20 protein-coding genes are annotated in these 16,235 nt (G+C 36.4%); 15 read left to right on the forward strand and 5 right to left on the reverse strand.

Features of this window, described 5'->3' with window-relative positions; all coding sequences use genetic code 11:
* Nucleotides 1-28: 28 nt before the first annotated feature.
* From hemB to OQ267_RS14015, 13 genes are all read left to right on the forward strand, one after another.
* Nucleotides 29-997 carry a porphobilinogen synthase gene (hemB, locus tag OQ267_RS13955; protein ID WP_265836393.1) on the forward strand — a complete coding sequence of 323 codons (969 nt, stop codon included), beginning with the start codon at nucleotides 29-31 and terminating at the stop codon, nucleotides 995-997.
* Between the two features lie 140 nt (nucleotides 998-1,137).
* Complete coding sequence (hemL, locus tag OQ267_RS13960) at nucleotides 1,138-2,508, forward strand: glutamate-1-semialdehyde 2,1-aminomutase (RefSeq protein WP_265836394.1); 1,371 nt, start codon at nucleotides 1,138-1,140, stop codon at nucleotides 2,506-2,508.
* Between the two features lie 182 nt (nucleotides 2,509-2,690).
* The gene (locus tag OQ267_RS13965; protein WP_265818967.1) at nucleotides 2,691-3,557 is read left to right on the forward strand and encodes a sensor histidine kinase; all 867 of its coding nucleotides are present in this window, start codon (nucleotides 2,691-2,693) and stop codon (nucleotides 3,555-3,557) included.
* 8 nt (nucleotides 3,558-3,565) lie between these two features.
* Nucleotides 3,566-4,270, forward strand: a complete 705-nt coding sequence (locus OQ267_RS13970) for a response regulator transcription factor (protein ID WP_029284042.1) — start codon at nucleotides 3,566-3,568, stop codon at nucleotides 4,268-4,270.
* Nucleotides 4,270-4,785, forward strand: coding sequence for a hypothetical protein (locus tag OQ267_RS13975; RefSeq protein ID WP_088300284.1), 516 nt, complete (start codon nucleotides 4,270-4,272; stop codon nucleotides 4,783-4,785). Before OQ267_RS13970 ends, OQ267_RS13975 begins: the two co-directional genes overlap by 1 nt.
* 194 nt (nucleotides 4,786-4,979) lie before the next feature.
* Complete coding sequence (gene hemE, locus OQ267_RS13980) at nucleotides 4,980-6,005, forward strand: uroporphyrinogen decarboxylase (protein ID WP_088300283.1); 1,026 nt, start codon at nucleotides 4,980-4,982, stop codon at nucleotides 6,003-6,005.
* Between the two features lie 58 nt (nucleotides 6,006-6,063).
* The gene (locus OQ267_RS13985; RefSeq protein WP_265836395.1) at nucleotides 6,064-6,276 is read left to right on the forward strand and encodes a hypothetical protein; all 213 of its coding nucleotides are present in this window, start codon (nucleotides 6,064-6,066) and stop codon (nucleotides 6,274-6,276) included.
* Nucleotides 6,276-6,557: a type II toxin-antitoxin system YafQ family toxin gene (locus OQ267_RS13990; protein WP_265836396.1), complete on the forward strand. Its 282-nt coding sequence runs from the start codon at nucleotides 6,276-6,278 to the stop codon at nucleotides 6,555-6,557. Before OQ267_RS13985 ends, OQ267_RS13990 begins: the two co-directional genes overlap by 1 nt.
* A gap of 27 nt (nucleotides 6,558-6,584) precedes the next feature.
* Nucleotides 6,585-7,139, forward strand: a complete 555-nt coding sequence (locus tag OQ267_RS13995) for a CopD family protein (protein WP_265836397.1) — start codon at nucleotides 6,585-6,587, stop codon at nucleotides 7,137-7,139.
* A 164-nt stretch (nucleotides 7,140-7,303) separates the two neighbouring features.
* The gene (locus OQ267_RS14000) at nucleotides 7,304-8,461 is read left to right on the forward strand and encodes a hypothetical protein (protein ID WP_265836398.1); all 1,158 of its coding nucleotides are present in this window, start codon (nucleotides 7,304-7,306) and stop codon (nucleotides 8,459-8,461) included.
* A 350-nt stretch (nucleotides 8,462-8,811) separates the two neighbouring features.
* Nucleotides 8,812-9,381 (forward strand): RNA polymerase sigma factor, encoded by a 570-nt coding sequence (locus tag OQ267_RS14005; protein WP_088300278.1) that lies wholly within the window; start codon nucleotides 8,812-8,814, stop codon nucleotides 9,379-9,381.
* A complete protein-coding gene (locus OQ267_RS14010) occupies nucleotides 9,362-10,117 on the forward strand; it encodes a hypothetical protein (protein ID WP_265836400.1) in 756 nt (251 codons plus the stop codon). Before OQ267_RS14005 ends, OQ267_RS14010 begins: the two co-directional genes overlap by 20 nt.
* Nucleotides 10,118-10,253: 136 nt before the next feature.
* Complete coding sequence (locus tag OQ267_RS14015; RefSeq protein WP_088300276.1) at nucleotides 10,254-11,066, forward strand: outer membrane beta-barrel protein; 813 nt, start codon at nucleotides 10,254-10,256, stop codon at nucleotides 11,064-11,066.
* Nucleotides 11,067-11,147: 81 nt separating this feature from the next.
* Here OQ267_RS14015 and OQ267_RS14020 read toward each other — a convergent pair whose 3' ends face one another.
* Complete coding sequence (locus tag OQ267_RS14020) at nucleotides 11,148-11,588, reverse strand: PIN domain-containing protein (RefSeq protein ID WP_265836401.1); 441 nt, start codon at nucleotides 11,586-11,588, stop codon at nucleotides 11,148-11,150.
* Nucleotides 11,554-11,835 (reverse strand): DUF6364 family protein, encoded by a 282-nt coding sequence (locus OQ267_RS14025; protein ID WP_265818960.1) that lies wholly within the window; start codon nucleotides 11,833-11,835, stop codon nucleotides 11,554-11,556. The genes OQ267_RS14020 and OQ267_RS14025 overlap by 35 nt, the downstream gene beginning before the upstream one ends.
* Before the next feature lie 191 nt (nucleotides 11,836-12,026).
* Here OQ267_RS14025 and OQ267_RS14030 point away from each other — a divergent pair, with 191 nt between their 5' ends.
* Nucleotides 12,027-13,019, forward strand: a complete 993-nt coding sequence (locus OQ267_RS14030; protein WP_265836402.1) for an ABC transporter ATP-binding protein — start codon at nucleotides 12,027-12,029, stop codon at nucleotides 13,017-13,019.
* A 7-nt stretch (nucleotides 13,020-13,026) separates the two neighbouring features.
* On the opposite strand, the gene OQ267_RS14035 is transcribed toward OQ267_RS14030, so the two are convergent.
* A complete protein-coding gene (locus tag OQ267_RS14035) occupies nucleotides 13,027-13,464 on the reverse strand; it encodes a hypothetical protein (protein ID WP_088300273.1) in 438 nt (145 codons plus the stop codon).
* Between the two features lie 135 nt (nucleotides 13,465-13,599).
* On the opposite strand from OQ267_RS14035, the gene OQ267_RS14040 reads away from it, so the two are divergent.
* Complete coding sequence (locus tag OQ267_RS14040) at nucleotides 13,600-14,160, forward strand: DUF4230 domain-containing protein (protein WP_265836404.1); 561 nt, start codon at nucleotides 13,600-13,602, stop codon at nucleotides 14,158-14,160.
* 70 nt (nucleotides 14,161-14,230) lie between these two features.
* Here the strand turns inward: OQ267_RS14040 and OQ267_RS14045 are convergent, their stop codons facing one another.
* The gene (locus tag OQ267_RS14045; RefSeq protein WP_088300271.1) at nucleotides 14,231-14,578 is read right to left on the reverse strand and encodes a cupin domain-containing protein; all 348 of its coding nucleotides are present in this window, start codon (nucleotides 14,576-14,578) and stop codon (nucleotides 14,231-14,233) included.
* Between the two features lie 88 nt (nucleotides 14,579-14,666).
* A complete protein-coding gene (gene ilvA / locus OQ267_RS14050; RefSeq protein ID WP_172406448.1) occupies nucleotides 14,667-15,917 on the reverse strand; it encodes a threonine ammonia-lyase IlvA in 1,251 nt (416 codons plus the stop codon).
* Nucleotides 15,918-16,235: the final 318 nt, after the last annotated feature.

The raw sequence follows: 16,235 nt of genomic DNA on the forward strand, positions 1-16,235 counted from the left end.
TCGATACTTGATACTAAATACTAATTATATGTTAAATCGTCCGCGAAGATTACGGAAAAATCCGTTAGTGAGAGAGATGGTAGCCGAAACCCGACTATCGAAAGATATGTTTGTGTACCCGTATTTTGTAGTGCCTGGAACAAATGTTACACATGCGATTGATGCCATGCCTGGTGTAAACCATTATTCGGTTAATGCTTTGGTTAAGGATGTGGAAGCCGGAATGAAAAAGGGCTTGAATAAAATCATGCTTTTTGGTGTCGGAGATGAAAAGTCAGCTGATGCAAAGTCTGCCTATCATGATCATTCCCTGGTGCCAACAGCCGTTCGTGAATTAAAGAAACAATTTGGCGATGATTTATATGTGGTGACCGATGTATGCGTTTGTTCTTATACCACTCATGGGCACTGCGGTATTTTGGAAAATGATTATGTTCAAAACGATAAAACGGTTGATGTAATTGCCAAAATGGCTTTAACACATGCGCAAGCCGGAGCTGATATGCTTGCGCCATCAGATATGATGGATGGCAGAATTGAAGCGATGCGAAATCTGTTGGATGATAATGGTTTTGTAAATGCAGCCATTATGAGTCATGCGACGAAATTTGCCTCGGCTTATTATGGCCCGTTTAGAGAGGCTGCAGACTGTGCCCCGAGCAAAGGTGACCGTAAAGCTTATCAGATGGATTTTAGAAATCCTTTAGAAGCTTTACGTGAAGCACAGCTGGATGAACAGGAAGGTGCAGATGTACTGATGGTGAAACCCGGATTAGCTTACCTGGATATTATCCAACGGTTAAAACAAGATACCAATCTACCTATAGCGGTTTACAATGTATCAGGTGAATACTCCATGGTTAAGGCTGCTGCAGAACGTGGCTGGATTGACGAACAAAAGGTGGTAATGGAAACGATGCATGCCTTTGCAAGAGCCGGTGCAAGTATCATTACTACTTATCATATTAAAGATATTTTAAATAACGATTGGATTTAAAGTTGTAAGTTCTACGTTTAGGTAGAGACTTAAAACTTAATATATAGGTTTGAGAAAAGGAAGATTGTAAGTTTAGGTTTTAGGTTCTGCGTTTTGGCGAATACTTAAAACTTAATACGTACAACTTAAAAACTAAAAAAATGTTAGATTCATTAAAGAAAATATTTTCGGGCAATGAGGCCGATATTCCGGTTAACACAGGAAGTAAACCTGATATTTCAAGGGTAAAATCAGCGGAGTTGTATGAGAGATCAAAAACCTATTTTCCGGGTGGTGTAAATTCGCCTGTAAGGGCTTTTAAATCGGTGTATGGTACACCACTTTTTATTGAAAAAGGTGATGGCTGTTATATCTGGGATGCAGACGGTAATCAATTTATTGATTTTTGTGGAAGCTGGGGGCCACTGATTTTAGGCCATAACCATCCAAAAATCCGTGAGAAGGTTACCGAAGTGATGCAGAACGGAATGAGTTTTGGTGCACCAACTGCTTTAGAAAATGAATTGGCAGAACTGATTATTAAAAATAACCGGTTTGTAGAAAAAATTCGTTTCACGAGTTCTGGTACTGAGGCTGTGATGTCGGCGATTCGTTTGGCCAGGGGATTTACCGGCAGAGATAAAATCATCAAATTTGAAGGCTGTTACCACGGTCATAGCGATTCATTATTAGTAAAGGCAGGTTCCGGTTTGGTTACTTTTGGTGAAACGTCATCAGCAGGGGTTCCAAAATCTTTCGCTGAAGAAACCATCGTAATACCTTTAAATGATACAAATGCCATTAAACAAGCTTTCAATCAGTTTAAAGATCAGGTAGCTGCTGTAATTATCGAAGGTATTCCGGCAAATAATGGCTTGATCATGCAGGATGAAGAATATATCAAATTCTTACGTAAAATCTGTACAGATAACAAGTCTCTGCTCATTTTTGATGAAGTCATCACTGGTTTCAGGGTTGGCTTTGAAGGTGCAGCTGCGCATTATGGTATCACACCAGATATTGTAACTTATGGAAAAATCATTGGTGGAGGCTTACCTGTGGGGATGTATGGTGCCTCTGCTGAAATTATGGGGCATATTTCTCCTGATGGAGGTGTTTATCAGGCAGGTACTTTATCGGGTAATCCGGTTGCGATGGCTGCAGGAATTGCGACACTAACAGAACTCAGCAGATCTGGTTTTTATAAAGATCTAAATGCTAAAACACAAGATTTCGTAGCCAGCATTCAACGATTTGCTACAGCCAGAAATTATAAATTTAAAGTTTTTACGATAGGTTCTATTTTTTGGTTTGCCTTTACAGATAAGGATAAAATCCAATCTGCTGATGATATTGATGCCGGAAGCATGGATAAATTTAAGATCATGCACCGTGAATTGCTCAATAGAGGAATTTATTTAGGCCCATCGGGTTATGAGGTTGGTTTCGTATCTGCGGCCCATACCAAAATAGAATTGGAGAAAGCAAAACGTGCTATTTTTGAAGCATTGGATTTGGTGTTTAAGAAGTAAGGCTTTGTTTAACCACCGAGAACGCTAAGTTTTTACAGTGAACAAAGAGTTTTAACCATATAAGTTCACGTTAGTAATAAAACTTTTAAGGGAACTCCCCTCCTTATTTTAAAGGAGGGGTTGTGGGTGATTGTGAACTCAATCAATGTAATCCAAAAATCAGTAAAATCAACCCGAAGGGAATGAAGAAATCTATAATTATATTTTACGCATTATTGCTTTACGCATTAATCCAGTTAGTTTCATGGGGAACTTTGGTTGTGCGTTTGCAGCCAAGCCGCATGACAATGATTATGGGGGAAGGGTCCGTCTTTCTTTTTTTGCTTTGTATCGGCGGTTATTTTCTGCACCAGTCGCTTAAACGTGAAGATAAACTTCGTGAACAACAGCAGAATTTCCTGATGTCGATTACGCATGAATTAAAATCGCCACTGGCAGCCATAAAACTTTCTATCCAAACCATTGTTAAAAGGGATCTGGATAAAGCCCGTCAGGTTTCTTTGTTAAATAATTCATTAAAAGATATTGAACGTTTGGATGATCTGGTTGAAAACATGCTGTTGGCTACTAAAATTGAAAATCGTTCCTATAGTTTTCCGAAAGAAGAATTTAATTTTTCTGAATTGGTTTATAAGATCACAGATAGGTTGCAAGTTCACTCCTGCGGTAATGAGCAATTGATTAATGCACAAATTCAGCCAAATCTGCAGATTGTAGGTGACAAATTTGCCTTATCGTCAGTCGTGACGAATTTGATAGAAAATGCAGTAAAGTATTCGAGTCCTTGTGATGAGATAAATGTGCTTTTGCATCAGGTTGAAGGGCATATTCAACTCAGTGTAATTGATAAAGGGCCGGGTATTTCAGATGCCGAAAAAATGTTGATATTTGATAAGTTTTACCGGGTTGGTAATGAGAATGTCAGGAAAGCGAAAGGAACAGGTTTAGGCTTGTTTATTGTGAAAGAGGTTTTACAATACCATGATGCAGATATTACAGTAAAAGATAATCTGCCTCAAGGAAGTATTTTTGAAGTAACATTTAGTTAATCTCAATTATGTCACAAAAATTAAGAATTCTATTGGTAGAAGACGAGGATCACTTGTTAGATGCTATCAAATTAAACCTCGAACTGGAGGGTTATAAAGTTCACGCCGTTAAAGATGGCAAAACAGCTCTTAAAGTTTTTAAAGAGGAGCGTTTTAATCTTATTGTATTAGATGTTATGCTTCCCGAAATGGATGGTTTCCAGGTGTGTGAAACGATTCGTCTGGAAAATGCAGAAGTTCCGATTATGTTCCTGACAGCCAAAAACACTTCAGAAGACCGTGTTTTAGGGTTAAAAAAAGGAGCAGATGATTATTTAGTTAAGCCTTTCAACTTAGAAGAATTGATTCTTCGTGTGGGTATTTTAGTTAAACGCAGCTTAAAATCTGATGATCTGAAAGAGTTAAACTCTTATAAAATCGGTGATAAAACAATCTATTTTAATTCTTTTGAATTGAAAAATGATGATGGTACCATTACACCATTGACCAAAAAAGAAACGATGTTGTTAAAGCTTTTAATTGAGCGTAAGAATGATGCCGTTTCTCGTGAGCAAATTTTAGAAACCGTTTGGAATTATGATGTTTATCCATCAACCAGAACAATTGATAACTTTATTTTAACGTTCCGAAAGTATTTTGAGCCAGACCAGAAAAATCCGGTTTATTTTCATTCGATTCGGGGGGTAGGCTATAAATTCACTGATATCCATTAATGTATAATAGTCTTGGCAGGTATGTATTGATGGCTGTTTTTTTACTGGCAGCATTGGTTTGTATCTTTTATACTCAGTATGAGCTGGCGGCTGTCGCTGGTTTTCTTTTTCTTTTTATCATTTGGAGTCACTTTAGGCATAGTTCTGTTTTAATGGCATCCAAATATTTTAAAAATAATGATTTTGTAAAAGCTAAACTAATGTTGGCTGAAGTACCGAATCCAGAAAGATTATCAAGAAACCGAAGGGGCTATTATGAATTTATGCAGGGCAATATGGCCCTGAAAGAAGAAGATTATGATAAGGCCGAATACCATTTTCAACTGGCCAGCCGGTTCCCGGTGGGCGGTAAGAACCAGAAAGGTTATGTGCTGATTCATCTTGCCAATCTTGCCTTAAGAAAGAAAGATAAGGAAAAAGCAGAAGCCTATACAAAACTGGCTAAAGAACTGGCAGAATCGACCCGATCAAAAGAAATTATTGCGAAGGTTGAAAGGGAAATCAGCAAATTATAATATTAATATTGTCATTTTGAATAACGAAGCATCAGTTTAGGAATAAAAAGGTACTTCGTTTTTTTTTTATTTATAGCTTTGCATCATTAATTTTTTTCCGTTCGTCATCCTGAATTTAGTTCAGGTTTTAATTATAAAGAAAGATGCTGAAATAAATTCAGTATGGCGATTTAATGGAATAGCAACTACAAATCATGAAGAATAACTTATTTTTAGACGCTGCATTCTCAAAACAAACAGAACGTCCGCCAGTATGGATGATGCGTCAGGCTGGTCGTTTTATGCCGCAATATTGGGAGATCAAAAACAAATACTCTTTTTTAGAGATGTGCAAAACGCCTGAGATTGCAGCCGATGTTACCATGTTGCCTGTAGATTTATTAGGAATTGATGCCGCAATTTTATTCTGCGATATTTTAGTAACGGGCGAAGCAATGGGTGGCGATTTGAGTTTCACTCAAGGCGTTGGTCCTAAATTTGCCAATCCGGTACGTACTGCTCAGGACATTGAAAATTTAAATGTGGATTGTTTGGATGAGTTACAATATGTAGCTGATGCGATTAAAGTAATTCAACAACGTTTAGATGGAAATATACCACTAATTGGTTTTGCTGGCGCACCTTTTACGGTAATGAGCTATTTAATTGAAGGTGGATCGTCTAAAGATTTCAAATTAACCAAACTCTTCATACATAACCAACCAGAGTTAGCGCACAAACTTTTGGGTAAAATTGCAAAGGTAACCGCAGATTATCTGAACCTGCAGATTGCTGCTGGCGTAAATGCTGTTCAGATTTTCGATAGTTGGGCGCTTGCCTTATCATGGAATGATTACCAGGAGTTTTCGCATCGTTACATTCAGGAAATTATTGCCAACCTAAACAGAAAAGATATTCCGGTAATTTCTTTCTGTAAAGGAAGTTCGGTTTTTGCGCCGATTATGGCAGAAGCTAAACCAGACGTAATTTCGGTTGACTGGAATGCTGATTTATTAAATATCAAGAATGCTTTGCCTGCGGGTATTGCCGTTCAGGGAAATTTAGATCCACATATTTTATATGCAGATCAATCCGTAATTAAAGCACAGATTCATAAGTTATTCGAGCGCATGCGTGGAACTGAAGGTTTTATCTTCAATTTAGGACATGGTATTATGCCTGATATTCCTTTCGACAACGTAAAGTATGCAATTGAGGTGGTAAAGGAATTTAGGTATTAAAGCCCTAAATTCCCTAAAGTAGGCTTTGAACGGCGGATATAAATTGTTATATTTAAATATGGAAACACTGATTATAAATATTCCTGAAAAAAAAAGTGAGTTAGTTAAACAGCTACTAAAAGAGCTTGGTGTTACTTTTAAAAGAGAAAATTCTGATAATTCTAATCCTGTTCCTAATTCAATCACATTAAAAACGATTAACGATGCTCATAATGGTATTGGAATAGGTGAACCAATTACAGATATAAAAACCTATATCGACTTATTATAATGTTTGTTTTAAAACCAACTAATCAATTTGATAAGGATGTTAGGTTAATGAAAAAGCGTTCAACAAAGAATGCTGATTTCATTAAAGATTTTTTATTTAAATTAGAAATTGATGGAGTTGTTGGAATTGAAAAGAAATATCGCCCTCATAAATTAATTGGAAATTATAACAATAATTGGGAGGCTCATATTAAACCTGATTTATTAATCATTTGGTTTGAAGTAACGGAAGAAAGAGTAATAATCTTATTAAGAGTTGGAACACATTCTGATTTATTTTAAATCAAACATTTATTTCTTCAACGTCTAATGATAGAAACCCTGCAGCCCTATTATCCATACTTTCTTGCGGTACATATTGTATTTGTCATCAGCTGGATGGCTGGGTTATTCTATATTTTAAGTCTTTTTATTTACCATACCGAGGCAACTGAAAAGCCGGAGCCTGAAAAAAGTATTCTTCTCCAGCAATTCACTAAAATGGAAGCTACTTTGTGGAAAATTATTGCTGTTCCGGCAATGGTTATTTCTGTTATGGCAGGTGCTTCCATGCTGACATTACATCCTATGCTATTACAGATGCCCTGGATGCATGTTAAACTTGGTTTTGTAATCGGTTTGCTAATCTATCATTTCATCTGCCAGAATATTGTGAAGCAACTTAAAAACAATCAATTTAAAATGAGCAGTTTTCAGTTGCGCCTGTGGCGGGAATTGGCAACAATCTTTATGATTGCTATCGTTTTTGTGGTTATCCTTAAAGATGCGATTAACTGGATTTATGGTTTAATTGGCATCATGGGGGTAGCAATGGCAATTATGATTGCAGTTAAGCTATACAAGAATTACCGGCTGAAGAAATAAGCTTTTAAGAATAGAACTGAAAGATTAAATCAGAAAGTCAAAATCCAATTAAGTGTGCTTTGTTTGCTTTTCGTCAACTTGTATTCAATTCTAGGTACTTTGATCCTCACGCCTTTATACTTTACGAAAAACTATTCTAAATTTGAGCGATAAAATCCAAGCACATGTTCATAAACACAGGTTTGAAAAAGGCCTTACTCTTCCTAACTTTTTCATTCACATCCTATTTCGCAGCAGCACAATTCAATCAATCGGCTTTTGAAAACAGAATCCGTCCTGATAGCAGTTTAATCAATGAAGTTCATTTTAACTTTTACAATTTAAACTATGTTCGGAACTACGAATATACCAACGATTTTCATGATGGTTATACCTTTTACGGGACACAGTTACAGCCACAGATCGTTTATTATGCACATCCAAATCTGGCCATTACCGCAGGTGCATTTATAAGAAAAGATTTTGGCAGAAATGGGGTTACAGATGCCAAACCATTGTTTAGCTTAAAATACCATAAAAGAAATTTAACCCTTGTTTTCGGAAGTTTGGAAGGAGGAATTCAGCATAAATACATAGAACCACTTTATGATTTTGAAAGAATAATTACTACGCCAATTGAATATGGAACACAGCTATTGATAGAGCGGAAGAAATTTAGTTTAGATGCCTGGATTGCCTGGCAGAAAATGATTTACACCGGAGAGGCTGCGAAAGAGGAAATAATAGGTGGTTTATCAACCGAAACTACTATTGCTGAAAATAATGGGTGGAAGTTTAGTTTTCCTGCACAGTTCCTGGCTTTCCACCAGGGCGGACAAATTGATGTGTTAAAGGAAATTCCGATTAGTACGGTTTTTAACGGCGCTACGGGTTTAAAACTGCATAAAGATATTAGTGCGAATATCAAACAGGTTTATACCGATAACTATATTGCGGTTTACAAAGATTTTTCGCCTGATAAAAGAAGAGCCTATCAAGGTGGTTTTGGTATGTGGCTGAATGCTGGCGTGGAAAGTAAATGGGGCAGCTTAGTGGCATCATACTGGAAAGGAAATAATTTTATTTCGATAAAAGGTATGCCTTTGTATGAATCTGTTTCAAGTAATTTATATACCAATGGCTTAAAGCAGAGCGGAAGAAATATCATTTCGCTGCGTTATGCCTATCAGAAGGAACTTATTCCACATTTATATCTGGATGTTCGGTTCGAACCACATATTGATCTGGATCATACCGATAAACAATTGCAGTTTAACCACTCTTTTTTCTTAACGTATAAACAGGATTTTAAATTGTTTAAGGTGAAGAAAGCCGAAAGGTAAAAGTGTAAGGTTTAGGGTGATTCAGCTGATCCATTTCAAACCTCGTAGGTTTTCAAAACTTACGAGGTTTCTTGTTTTTAAACTGTTCCCTGATTTCTAAACCCGATAGCAGCGAAAAATACGAAGGTGAGGAACGAGCCAAGGCTTTTGAAGGGAATAGCGGGACGAACGCTTAAAAAATGCTCTGCCTTTGCTTTTCAAATCAAAAAACTATAACTTTCTAAAAATTAAACATCAGATATCCATCTGAAAATCAATATCTATCTGATAATTTTAACTTTATTTAACTTTTTTTTGCCTCCCATGCAACCAATGTGTGTTATCTGCCATCTTCTATATACAAACACACAATGAAATTGACGCGAAGCTATACAATAAACGATTTGATGGAAGGCTGCAAAACCGGCGACCGGAAAATGCAGGAATTGCTTTACAGGCAAACTGCACCGAAAATGTTGGCTGTTTGTATGCGTTACGCCAAAGATAAAATGGAAGCTGAAGATGTATTGCAAATGGGTTACATCAAGATTTTTCAAAAGATAAAGGAATACAGGGGTGATGGTTCTTTTGAAGGTTGGATCAGAAGGGTAATGGTAAATACTGCCATTGAAAGTTACCGGAAAAATTTACGGAGTCTGAATGTAGTTGATATTGATGAAGCATACGAACAACCTTCAACCGGATTTGATTTTGGTACACTGGGTATGCAGGATCTAATGAAGGTAATACAAAAATTAGCGGATGGTTACCGGATGGTTTTTAATATGTATGTAATTGAAGGTTATTCGCACAAGGAAATCGGTGAAACACTGGGCATTTCTGAGGGTGCAAGTAAATCGCAGTTATCAAGGGCAAGGGCGATATTAAAAGAAGAAATTATAAAAATGGAGGGATTTGGTTATGCAACCTATACAGGATAAAGATTTTGATCAGTTATTTAAAAATGCTTTTGAAGATGCAGAAATCGCACCCGCTAAAGATTTATGGGGCAGCATTGAAAGTAAAATAGAACCAAAGAGTAAAAGAATTATACCCATTTACTGGTTATCGGCAGCAGCAGTACTATTAATCGCTACCGCGAGTGTTTTGGTTTATCAGCAGCAGGATGTTAAACCGAAACAGTTTGCAAATCATATAACACCTAAAGTAGCTAAACCAGCAATTGAAAAATTACCAGTTACAGATACTGCTAAGGCTGTAATCACTCCAGCTGAAAAAATAGAACGGGTTTTACCTGAGGCTTCAAAACCCGTTGAAATGATTGCAAAAAGTTCAGAAAAAGAAAAGACTGCTCCTGCTGGAAGTCAGAAGCCAATTACTTCGCCTGAAATACCAAAGCAGGAAACCTTAATGGCTAAAACTGAAACACCTCAGAAGGATCTTAAAACTAAAATTGAGGAAGCGATATTAAAACCTCAGGAAGAAGTTATTCTGGCTGCAAATACCAGCACTATTTTACCGGATGAGGTGGCAGGAGAAAATGATCAACCTGAAAAAAGAGGAATCCGTAATGTGGGCGATGTAGTTAACCTGATCGTAAATAAAATGGATAAAAGGAAAGATAAATTAATCCAGTTCAGAACAGATGATGATGATTCTTCCATATCTGCAGTAAACATCGGGCCTTTTAGAATTGGTAAGAAAAACAGGAAATAAACCAAATTAGAGGGTGATAAGACTTGGTAGGTTCAACCATTCTTTCATTCAACTGATCAATCATTTAATTAAAAACAACTCATTCATTTTATAATTCTCTCATTCAATAATTCTCATTTTAAAAAACACACAACATATGAAACATCTCATTTTTACAACACTTTTGGTAAGCGGGCTTACCGGTGTTATGGCTCCAGGTGCTTTTGCACAACAAGATACCGTAGTGAAAGATACGGTGATGAAAAAGAAAGCAAAATATACGATAAATATTGGTGGGGGAAGCCTGATCACAAAAAATACAGATTCTTTAGATAAAGTTAAGAAAGGTCGTTTTGTTGGTGGTATTACTTTTACCAGAGTTGATCTGGGCTTTTCGAGGTTAGTTGATAATGGTAGTTTTAATTTATCACCTACCAATGAATTTTTAGATTATAAAGGTGGTAAAACCAGTACGTTCTCTTTCGATGTTTTACAATTTGGTTATCGTTTTAATTCGAACTTTAAGGTTTATGTAGCGGGCGGTTTCGACTGGACATTAATTCGTTTAAGGGATAACATTACCATTCAGAAAAATCAACCTACACTAGCCTATGTAAATGAAAATATCGCTTTCTCCAAAAATCGTTTTTCCAGTAGCTATGTTCACATTCCTTTAAACTTTGAATTGCGCACCAAAGAAAACGACAAGGGCAAAAGGTTCTATTTTATTTTAGGCCCTGAAGTGAGCTTCCTTTTAAATGGAAAAATAAAACAGATTAGCGATGAACGTGGAAAAGAAAAACAATATGATAATTACCACTTCCAGTCGGTGCGTTATGGTGGTACATTTAGGTTAGGTTATGGTGGTTTTGGCTTATTTACCAAATACTATTTCAACGATATGTTTAATACAACAGCACAGGCAGGTTTGAAAAACATGAGCTTCGGCGTAACCTTTGGACTAAATTGATTTTAAACCCTGAAAAGGGTATTTGATCAAAACAACACACAGTAAATCCTGTTTCGGTTAGGCGAGGCAGGATTTTTTGTTTTATAATATTTCTAAAAACATAGTTGGTGTAAGTACGCTAAGCTTACTTTTCTTATAATCATTAATATTACGAGTGATGATGGCATTAATGATGCCATTACTTTCGGCTGAAAAATTTTGAAGGGCATCTTCAAAATCAGAAAATTCAGAATCAATAGCTTTTAAAATAGTATTTTTTTCGATCGTTAATACATCTAAGAAAACTAGTAACTGTTTAAAGTCATTCATAATCAATTTATGTTGAAAATGTTTCCTTAACAAATAATAAGTATTACTTATAATTAAACCTGTAATAAATCCTTTAACCTTTCCTCTTTCACAGAGTGCTAAAACCTTTGAAGAGTGATCAAAAAATGGTTGTCTTTGAAGAAGAAAGTCTAATAAAATATCAGAATCGATAACAATGTTATTCATTATCCCAGTATTTTTTATATTTTTCATCCCTAATTTTCTCTAATTCTTTTTTATAATCATAATCTGCAGGCAAATTAATTTTAGGACGATTAGCTAATAATGATTTTAACAGTGGAGAAAGTTCTTCTTGAACAGGCTTAATTTCTTCTCTTGCAATTACAGCTTTCAAGTAATTTTCTACAACAGCAGACAAACTTCTCCCTTGCTCTTGTGCATAAGCCTTCGCCCGTTTAATTACAGACTCATCTATGGTTAAGGTTAGCTTGGTATTCATAATCTTCTTATTATTGACGTCAAGATGTATTGATGTAAAGATACATGGATGTACTTGCACGTGCAAATTTTAATAAAAATACACGTGTGATATTTTTAGCTATGAGCTTTAGTCTCTTAGTTTATTTAATTGTGTAATATTCTTTTGCTTTAAACTTTAGTCTTTCTGCTTTAAGCTTTATCTTTACCTCTGTGAGCGATACCATTATCAGCGTAAGAAATTTAACCAAACAATACCAGGCTGATCAGGCTGGCGGAATTAAAAACATTAGTTTTGATATTAATAGGGGGGATGTGGTAGCCATTATTGGCGAAAGCGGAAGCGGTAAATCAACTTTATTAAAATCCATTTATGGTCTATTAAAAACAGATTCAGGCGAAATCTTTTTTGAAAACGAACGTATTAAAGGACCAGATGAACAACTAATCCCCGGGCATAAACAGATGAAAATGGTAACGCAGGATTTTTCACTGAATATCTATGCAAAGGTTTATGATAATATTGCCTCGCAATTATCCAATACTGATCTTAAAATCAAGGCTGAAAAGACTTTGGCTATTATGGAACACCTTCGGATTCTTCCCTTAAAAAACAAGAAAATTATTGAACTAAGTGGTGGTGAGCAACAACGTGTGGCGATTGCTAAAGCCATGGTTTCTGATACAAAGGTATTGTTGTTAGATGAACCTTTTAGTCAGGTGGATGCGCTTTTAAAAAACCAGTTAAGGGCGGATATCAAACGTGTTGCCGCCGAAACCGGTGTTACTGTAATCCTGGTTTCTCATGATCCGGCCGATGGCTTATTTCTGGCCGATCAGCTGTTGATTGTTCGTGAGGGAGAACTTTTGCAAACCGGTAAGCCATCAGAAATTTATCAAAAACCTAAACACATTTATACGGCCCAGATTTTAGGCAATGCTGTGGTGCTATCCCGTGGTGATGCTGAAAAAATCGGACTAAAAACATTTTCAGCTCATGTGGTTTTTTATCCGGAATGGGCAGAAATCTCTAACAATTGGAGTAGCAGGCGTTTTGAAGTGAAAGACGTTTATTACAAAGGTTTTTATGATGAACTGCTATTGGAACGCAACGGTGTAACCATTCGTGCTTTACAGCTGAATAGGGGTGAACATAAAAAAAACGACTACGTTCAGTTGAACATTAGTCGTTTTTTAGAGTTTTAAGAAAATATTAAGTTACATTTTCTGCTGCGACTAAAGTAATTTTAATTCTTACTTTGGTGCTAGGTCTTATCGGATCAACAGTTTGAGTATCTGAATTTTGTACTTCTATAAGTATTCCTCCTGAATAAACTGTATAGCTATAAGATTGTAAATTATATACGAACGGTAAAGCCGAATAATTCGTGAAATTCCCGCTTGAATTAGGATAAGATATTGCAACAATAGTTCCTTCGTTATCAATATGAAAGTCATCTATTTCTTTTAAGTTTGTTATTTTATCAAGCTGAACGGTATAAGTATTTCTGTCAGCTGATAATTGCCAATCGCTCGGAAGAACATCCACTATAATTGTTTTATTAGTTGGGTTCTGAACGAGTGTATCTTTCTTGCAAGATGCCAAACCTAGTGTGGCGATGCAAAGCATGAGGATAGTAAGTTTTTTCATGTTGATTTTGTTTATTTGTGTGTGTTTAACTTCATATTACAAAACAACTGCCAAAAATGCTGAATCACACAATGTGGATTAATAATTGTTTAACCGGTATCACACAACAAAGAAATTTAGATTAATTCCTGCATCATGAAAATATTTTTTAGGGTTTTACCGTGGTTAATTTTACTGATAGCCGGCTACTTCTTCATCTCCAAAAAGTTCAGCATCAGTACATCTGTTGAAAGTAAACATCAACTGCTGGTAGAGAAAATAGAGGCTATAGGCAAATTGGAGCTGGTTCGCTATCAGATTAGTGATGTACTGGAACACAAAAATAAAACAGATTTTTTACCGGAGGCCAGCGTTTTACTCATTGTAAAAGCAGAAGCTGTAGGTTGTATTGATCTCACAAAAGTTACAAAAGACCATATCCAGGTCAATGCTGATTCTGCTGTAGTAAATTTACCACAGCCAGAGATTTGCTATGTAAAAATTGACCACAAAAACTCCAGGGTTTACGATACTAAAATGGCTTATTTCAGGGAGGCTAAGCTGGTAGACGAAGCTTATAAGGCCGCTGAACAAAAGATAACCTCTGAAGTGAAAAAATCAGATATTTTAGCACAGACCAAAACCAATGCAGCAAGTGTACTGAAACCTATAATTGAAGGCCTGGGTTATAAAAATGTACGTTTGACTTTTGAGTAGCAATACATATACCACCTCAGACACCTGATAACGTTTAAGTAGTTTTGGGTTGCTGAGGTGGTTAAATTTATTATAAAAAATCTTCCCGGTGTGGATTGAAAATATCAATTAACAATCCTGCTTCTAAACAAACTACACCATGGTACACGCGTGTTGGCGCAAAAAAGATATCCCCTTCGTTAAGAATCTTTTTATCATCGCCCATGGTCACTTCAAAGCTTCCTTTGGCTACATAACTCAATTGCAAATGCGGATGGTTGTGAATGGTACCAATTGCACCTTTCTGAAAGCTGACCTTTACCAACATCAGGTGCTCATCAAATGGCATTACTTTACGCTTTACACCAGCACCTAAATCGTCCCAATCGATATCGTTATCTTCTATTAATGTTTTGTTGGGTAAATCTTTAAAATTCATGATGCGTTTTATTTACCATGTAAGAAATGTAAGTTAAGATCTATTGTTTTCCCTGCGAATAGATTGGCATCCTTTTCGGTTAACTCCTTTAAACTAAATACTCAAATAAAGTCTGATCCTGATTTAATTCAATAATCTCGAATTTAAAATCTTTCATGCGCTGCAATAAACTGGCATAATCGTTTTTATTTGAAAGTTCAATTCCAACTAAGGCTGGCCCATTTTCCTTATTGGTTTTTTTGATAAACTCAAAGCGGGTAATGTCATCCTGCGGACCTAAAACTTCATTCACAAATAATTTTAGGGCACCTGGTCGCTGTGGGAAACGAACAATGAAATAATGTTTCAGGCCTTCAAAGAGTAAAGATTTCTCTTTAATTTCCTGCATGCGTTCAATGTCGTTATTGCCACCACTAATCACACATACCACGTTTTTGCCTGCAATCTGATCTTTTACCTGTTCTAATGCCGCAACAGATAAGGCACCGGCAGGTTCTACAACAATCGCATCTTCATTATAAAGCTTTAAAATGGTGGTGCAAATTTGTCCTTCAGGGATTAAATAAGTAGAACTTAGCAATTCTTTACAATACTGATAGGTGATCCATCCCATTCTTTTTACCGCTGCACCGTCTACAAAACGCTCTATATTTTCAACAGTTATTGGTCCGCCATTTTTTAATGCTTCGCTTAATGATGGTGCGCCCATTGGTTCAACACCGAAAATTTTTACAGCAGGCTTTACGGTTTGCAGGTAGGCAATCACGCCTGAAGCTAAACCACCACCACCAACCGGAACGATTATGGCATCTAGCTCTGGCAGATCTTCATAAATTTCCATCGCAACGGTAGCCTGTCCTTCAATTACTTTATCGTCATCAAAGGGAGGGATAAAGGTTGAGGCTTTTTCTTCAGCATAAATCAGGGCTTCCTTTAAACAATCATCGAAGGTATCGCCAACTAAAATGATTTCAATATTATCGCCCCCAAACATATTAACCTGTTTAATCTTTTGCTTTGGCGTAATCTCAGGCATAAATATCACACCCTTAATCCCTAGTTTCTTGCATGAATAAGCTACACCCTGGGCATGATTTCCGGCACTTGCACAAACCACGCCATTTATTAAGGCCTCTTGCGGCAATGAACTGATTTTGTTGTATGCACCACGCAGTTTATAGGAACGAACAATCTGCAAATCTTCCCTTTTTAAATAAATATTTGCATTATAACGAGCAGAAAGACCGGCGTTAAATTCTAAAGGCGTACGTTTTACCACGCCTTTAAGTTGTTGCGATGCAGCATTAAAATCCAATGTATTCAGTATTGTTGTGTTCATTGTTGTCATATCAGGTAAAGAGAACTCAGTATAAGACCATTATTCTCTTCTATTTTTGTAAAGCAGGTTACTGTACTTTTTGGTTATTGCAGTCCTGCTATTCGTTCCAATCTTTTTAAAACTCCTGTCCTGCAGAAGAATGAAGATCCATTTTCATCGGTTCCAGATGCTTCGTGCCTCAGCATCACATGATATTTAAGGTTGCTGCAATTAAAAAGTATTTCCACTGCTATCAGGTTTAGGAAGCTTAAGTCAGTGCATTAAATTGAAAATGCTAACTGTTTAATGCAAAACCCTTAACTTTTCACGCCATTCGCG

The organism is Pedobacter sp. MR22-3 (assembly GCF_026240075.1).
In the GTDB taxonomy this organism is placed as follows: Bacteria; Bacteroidota; Bacteroidia; order Sphingobacteriales; family Sphingobacteriaceae; genus Pedobacter.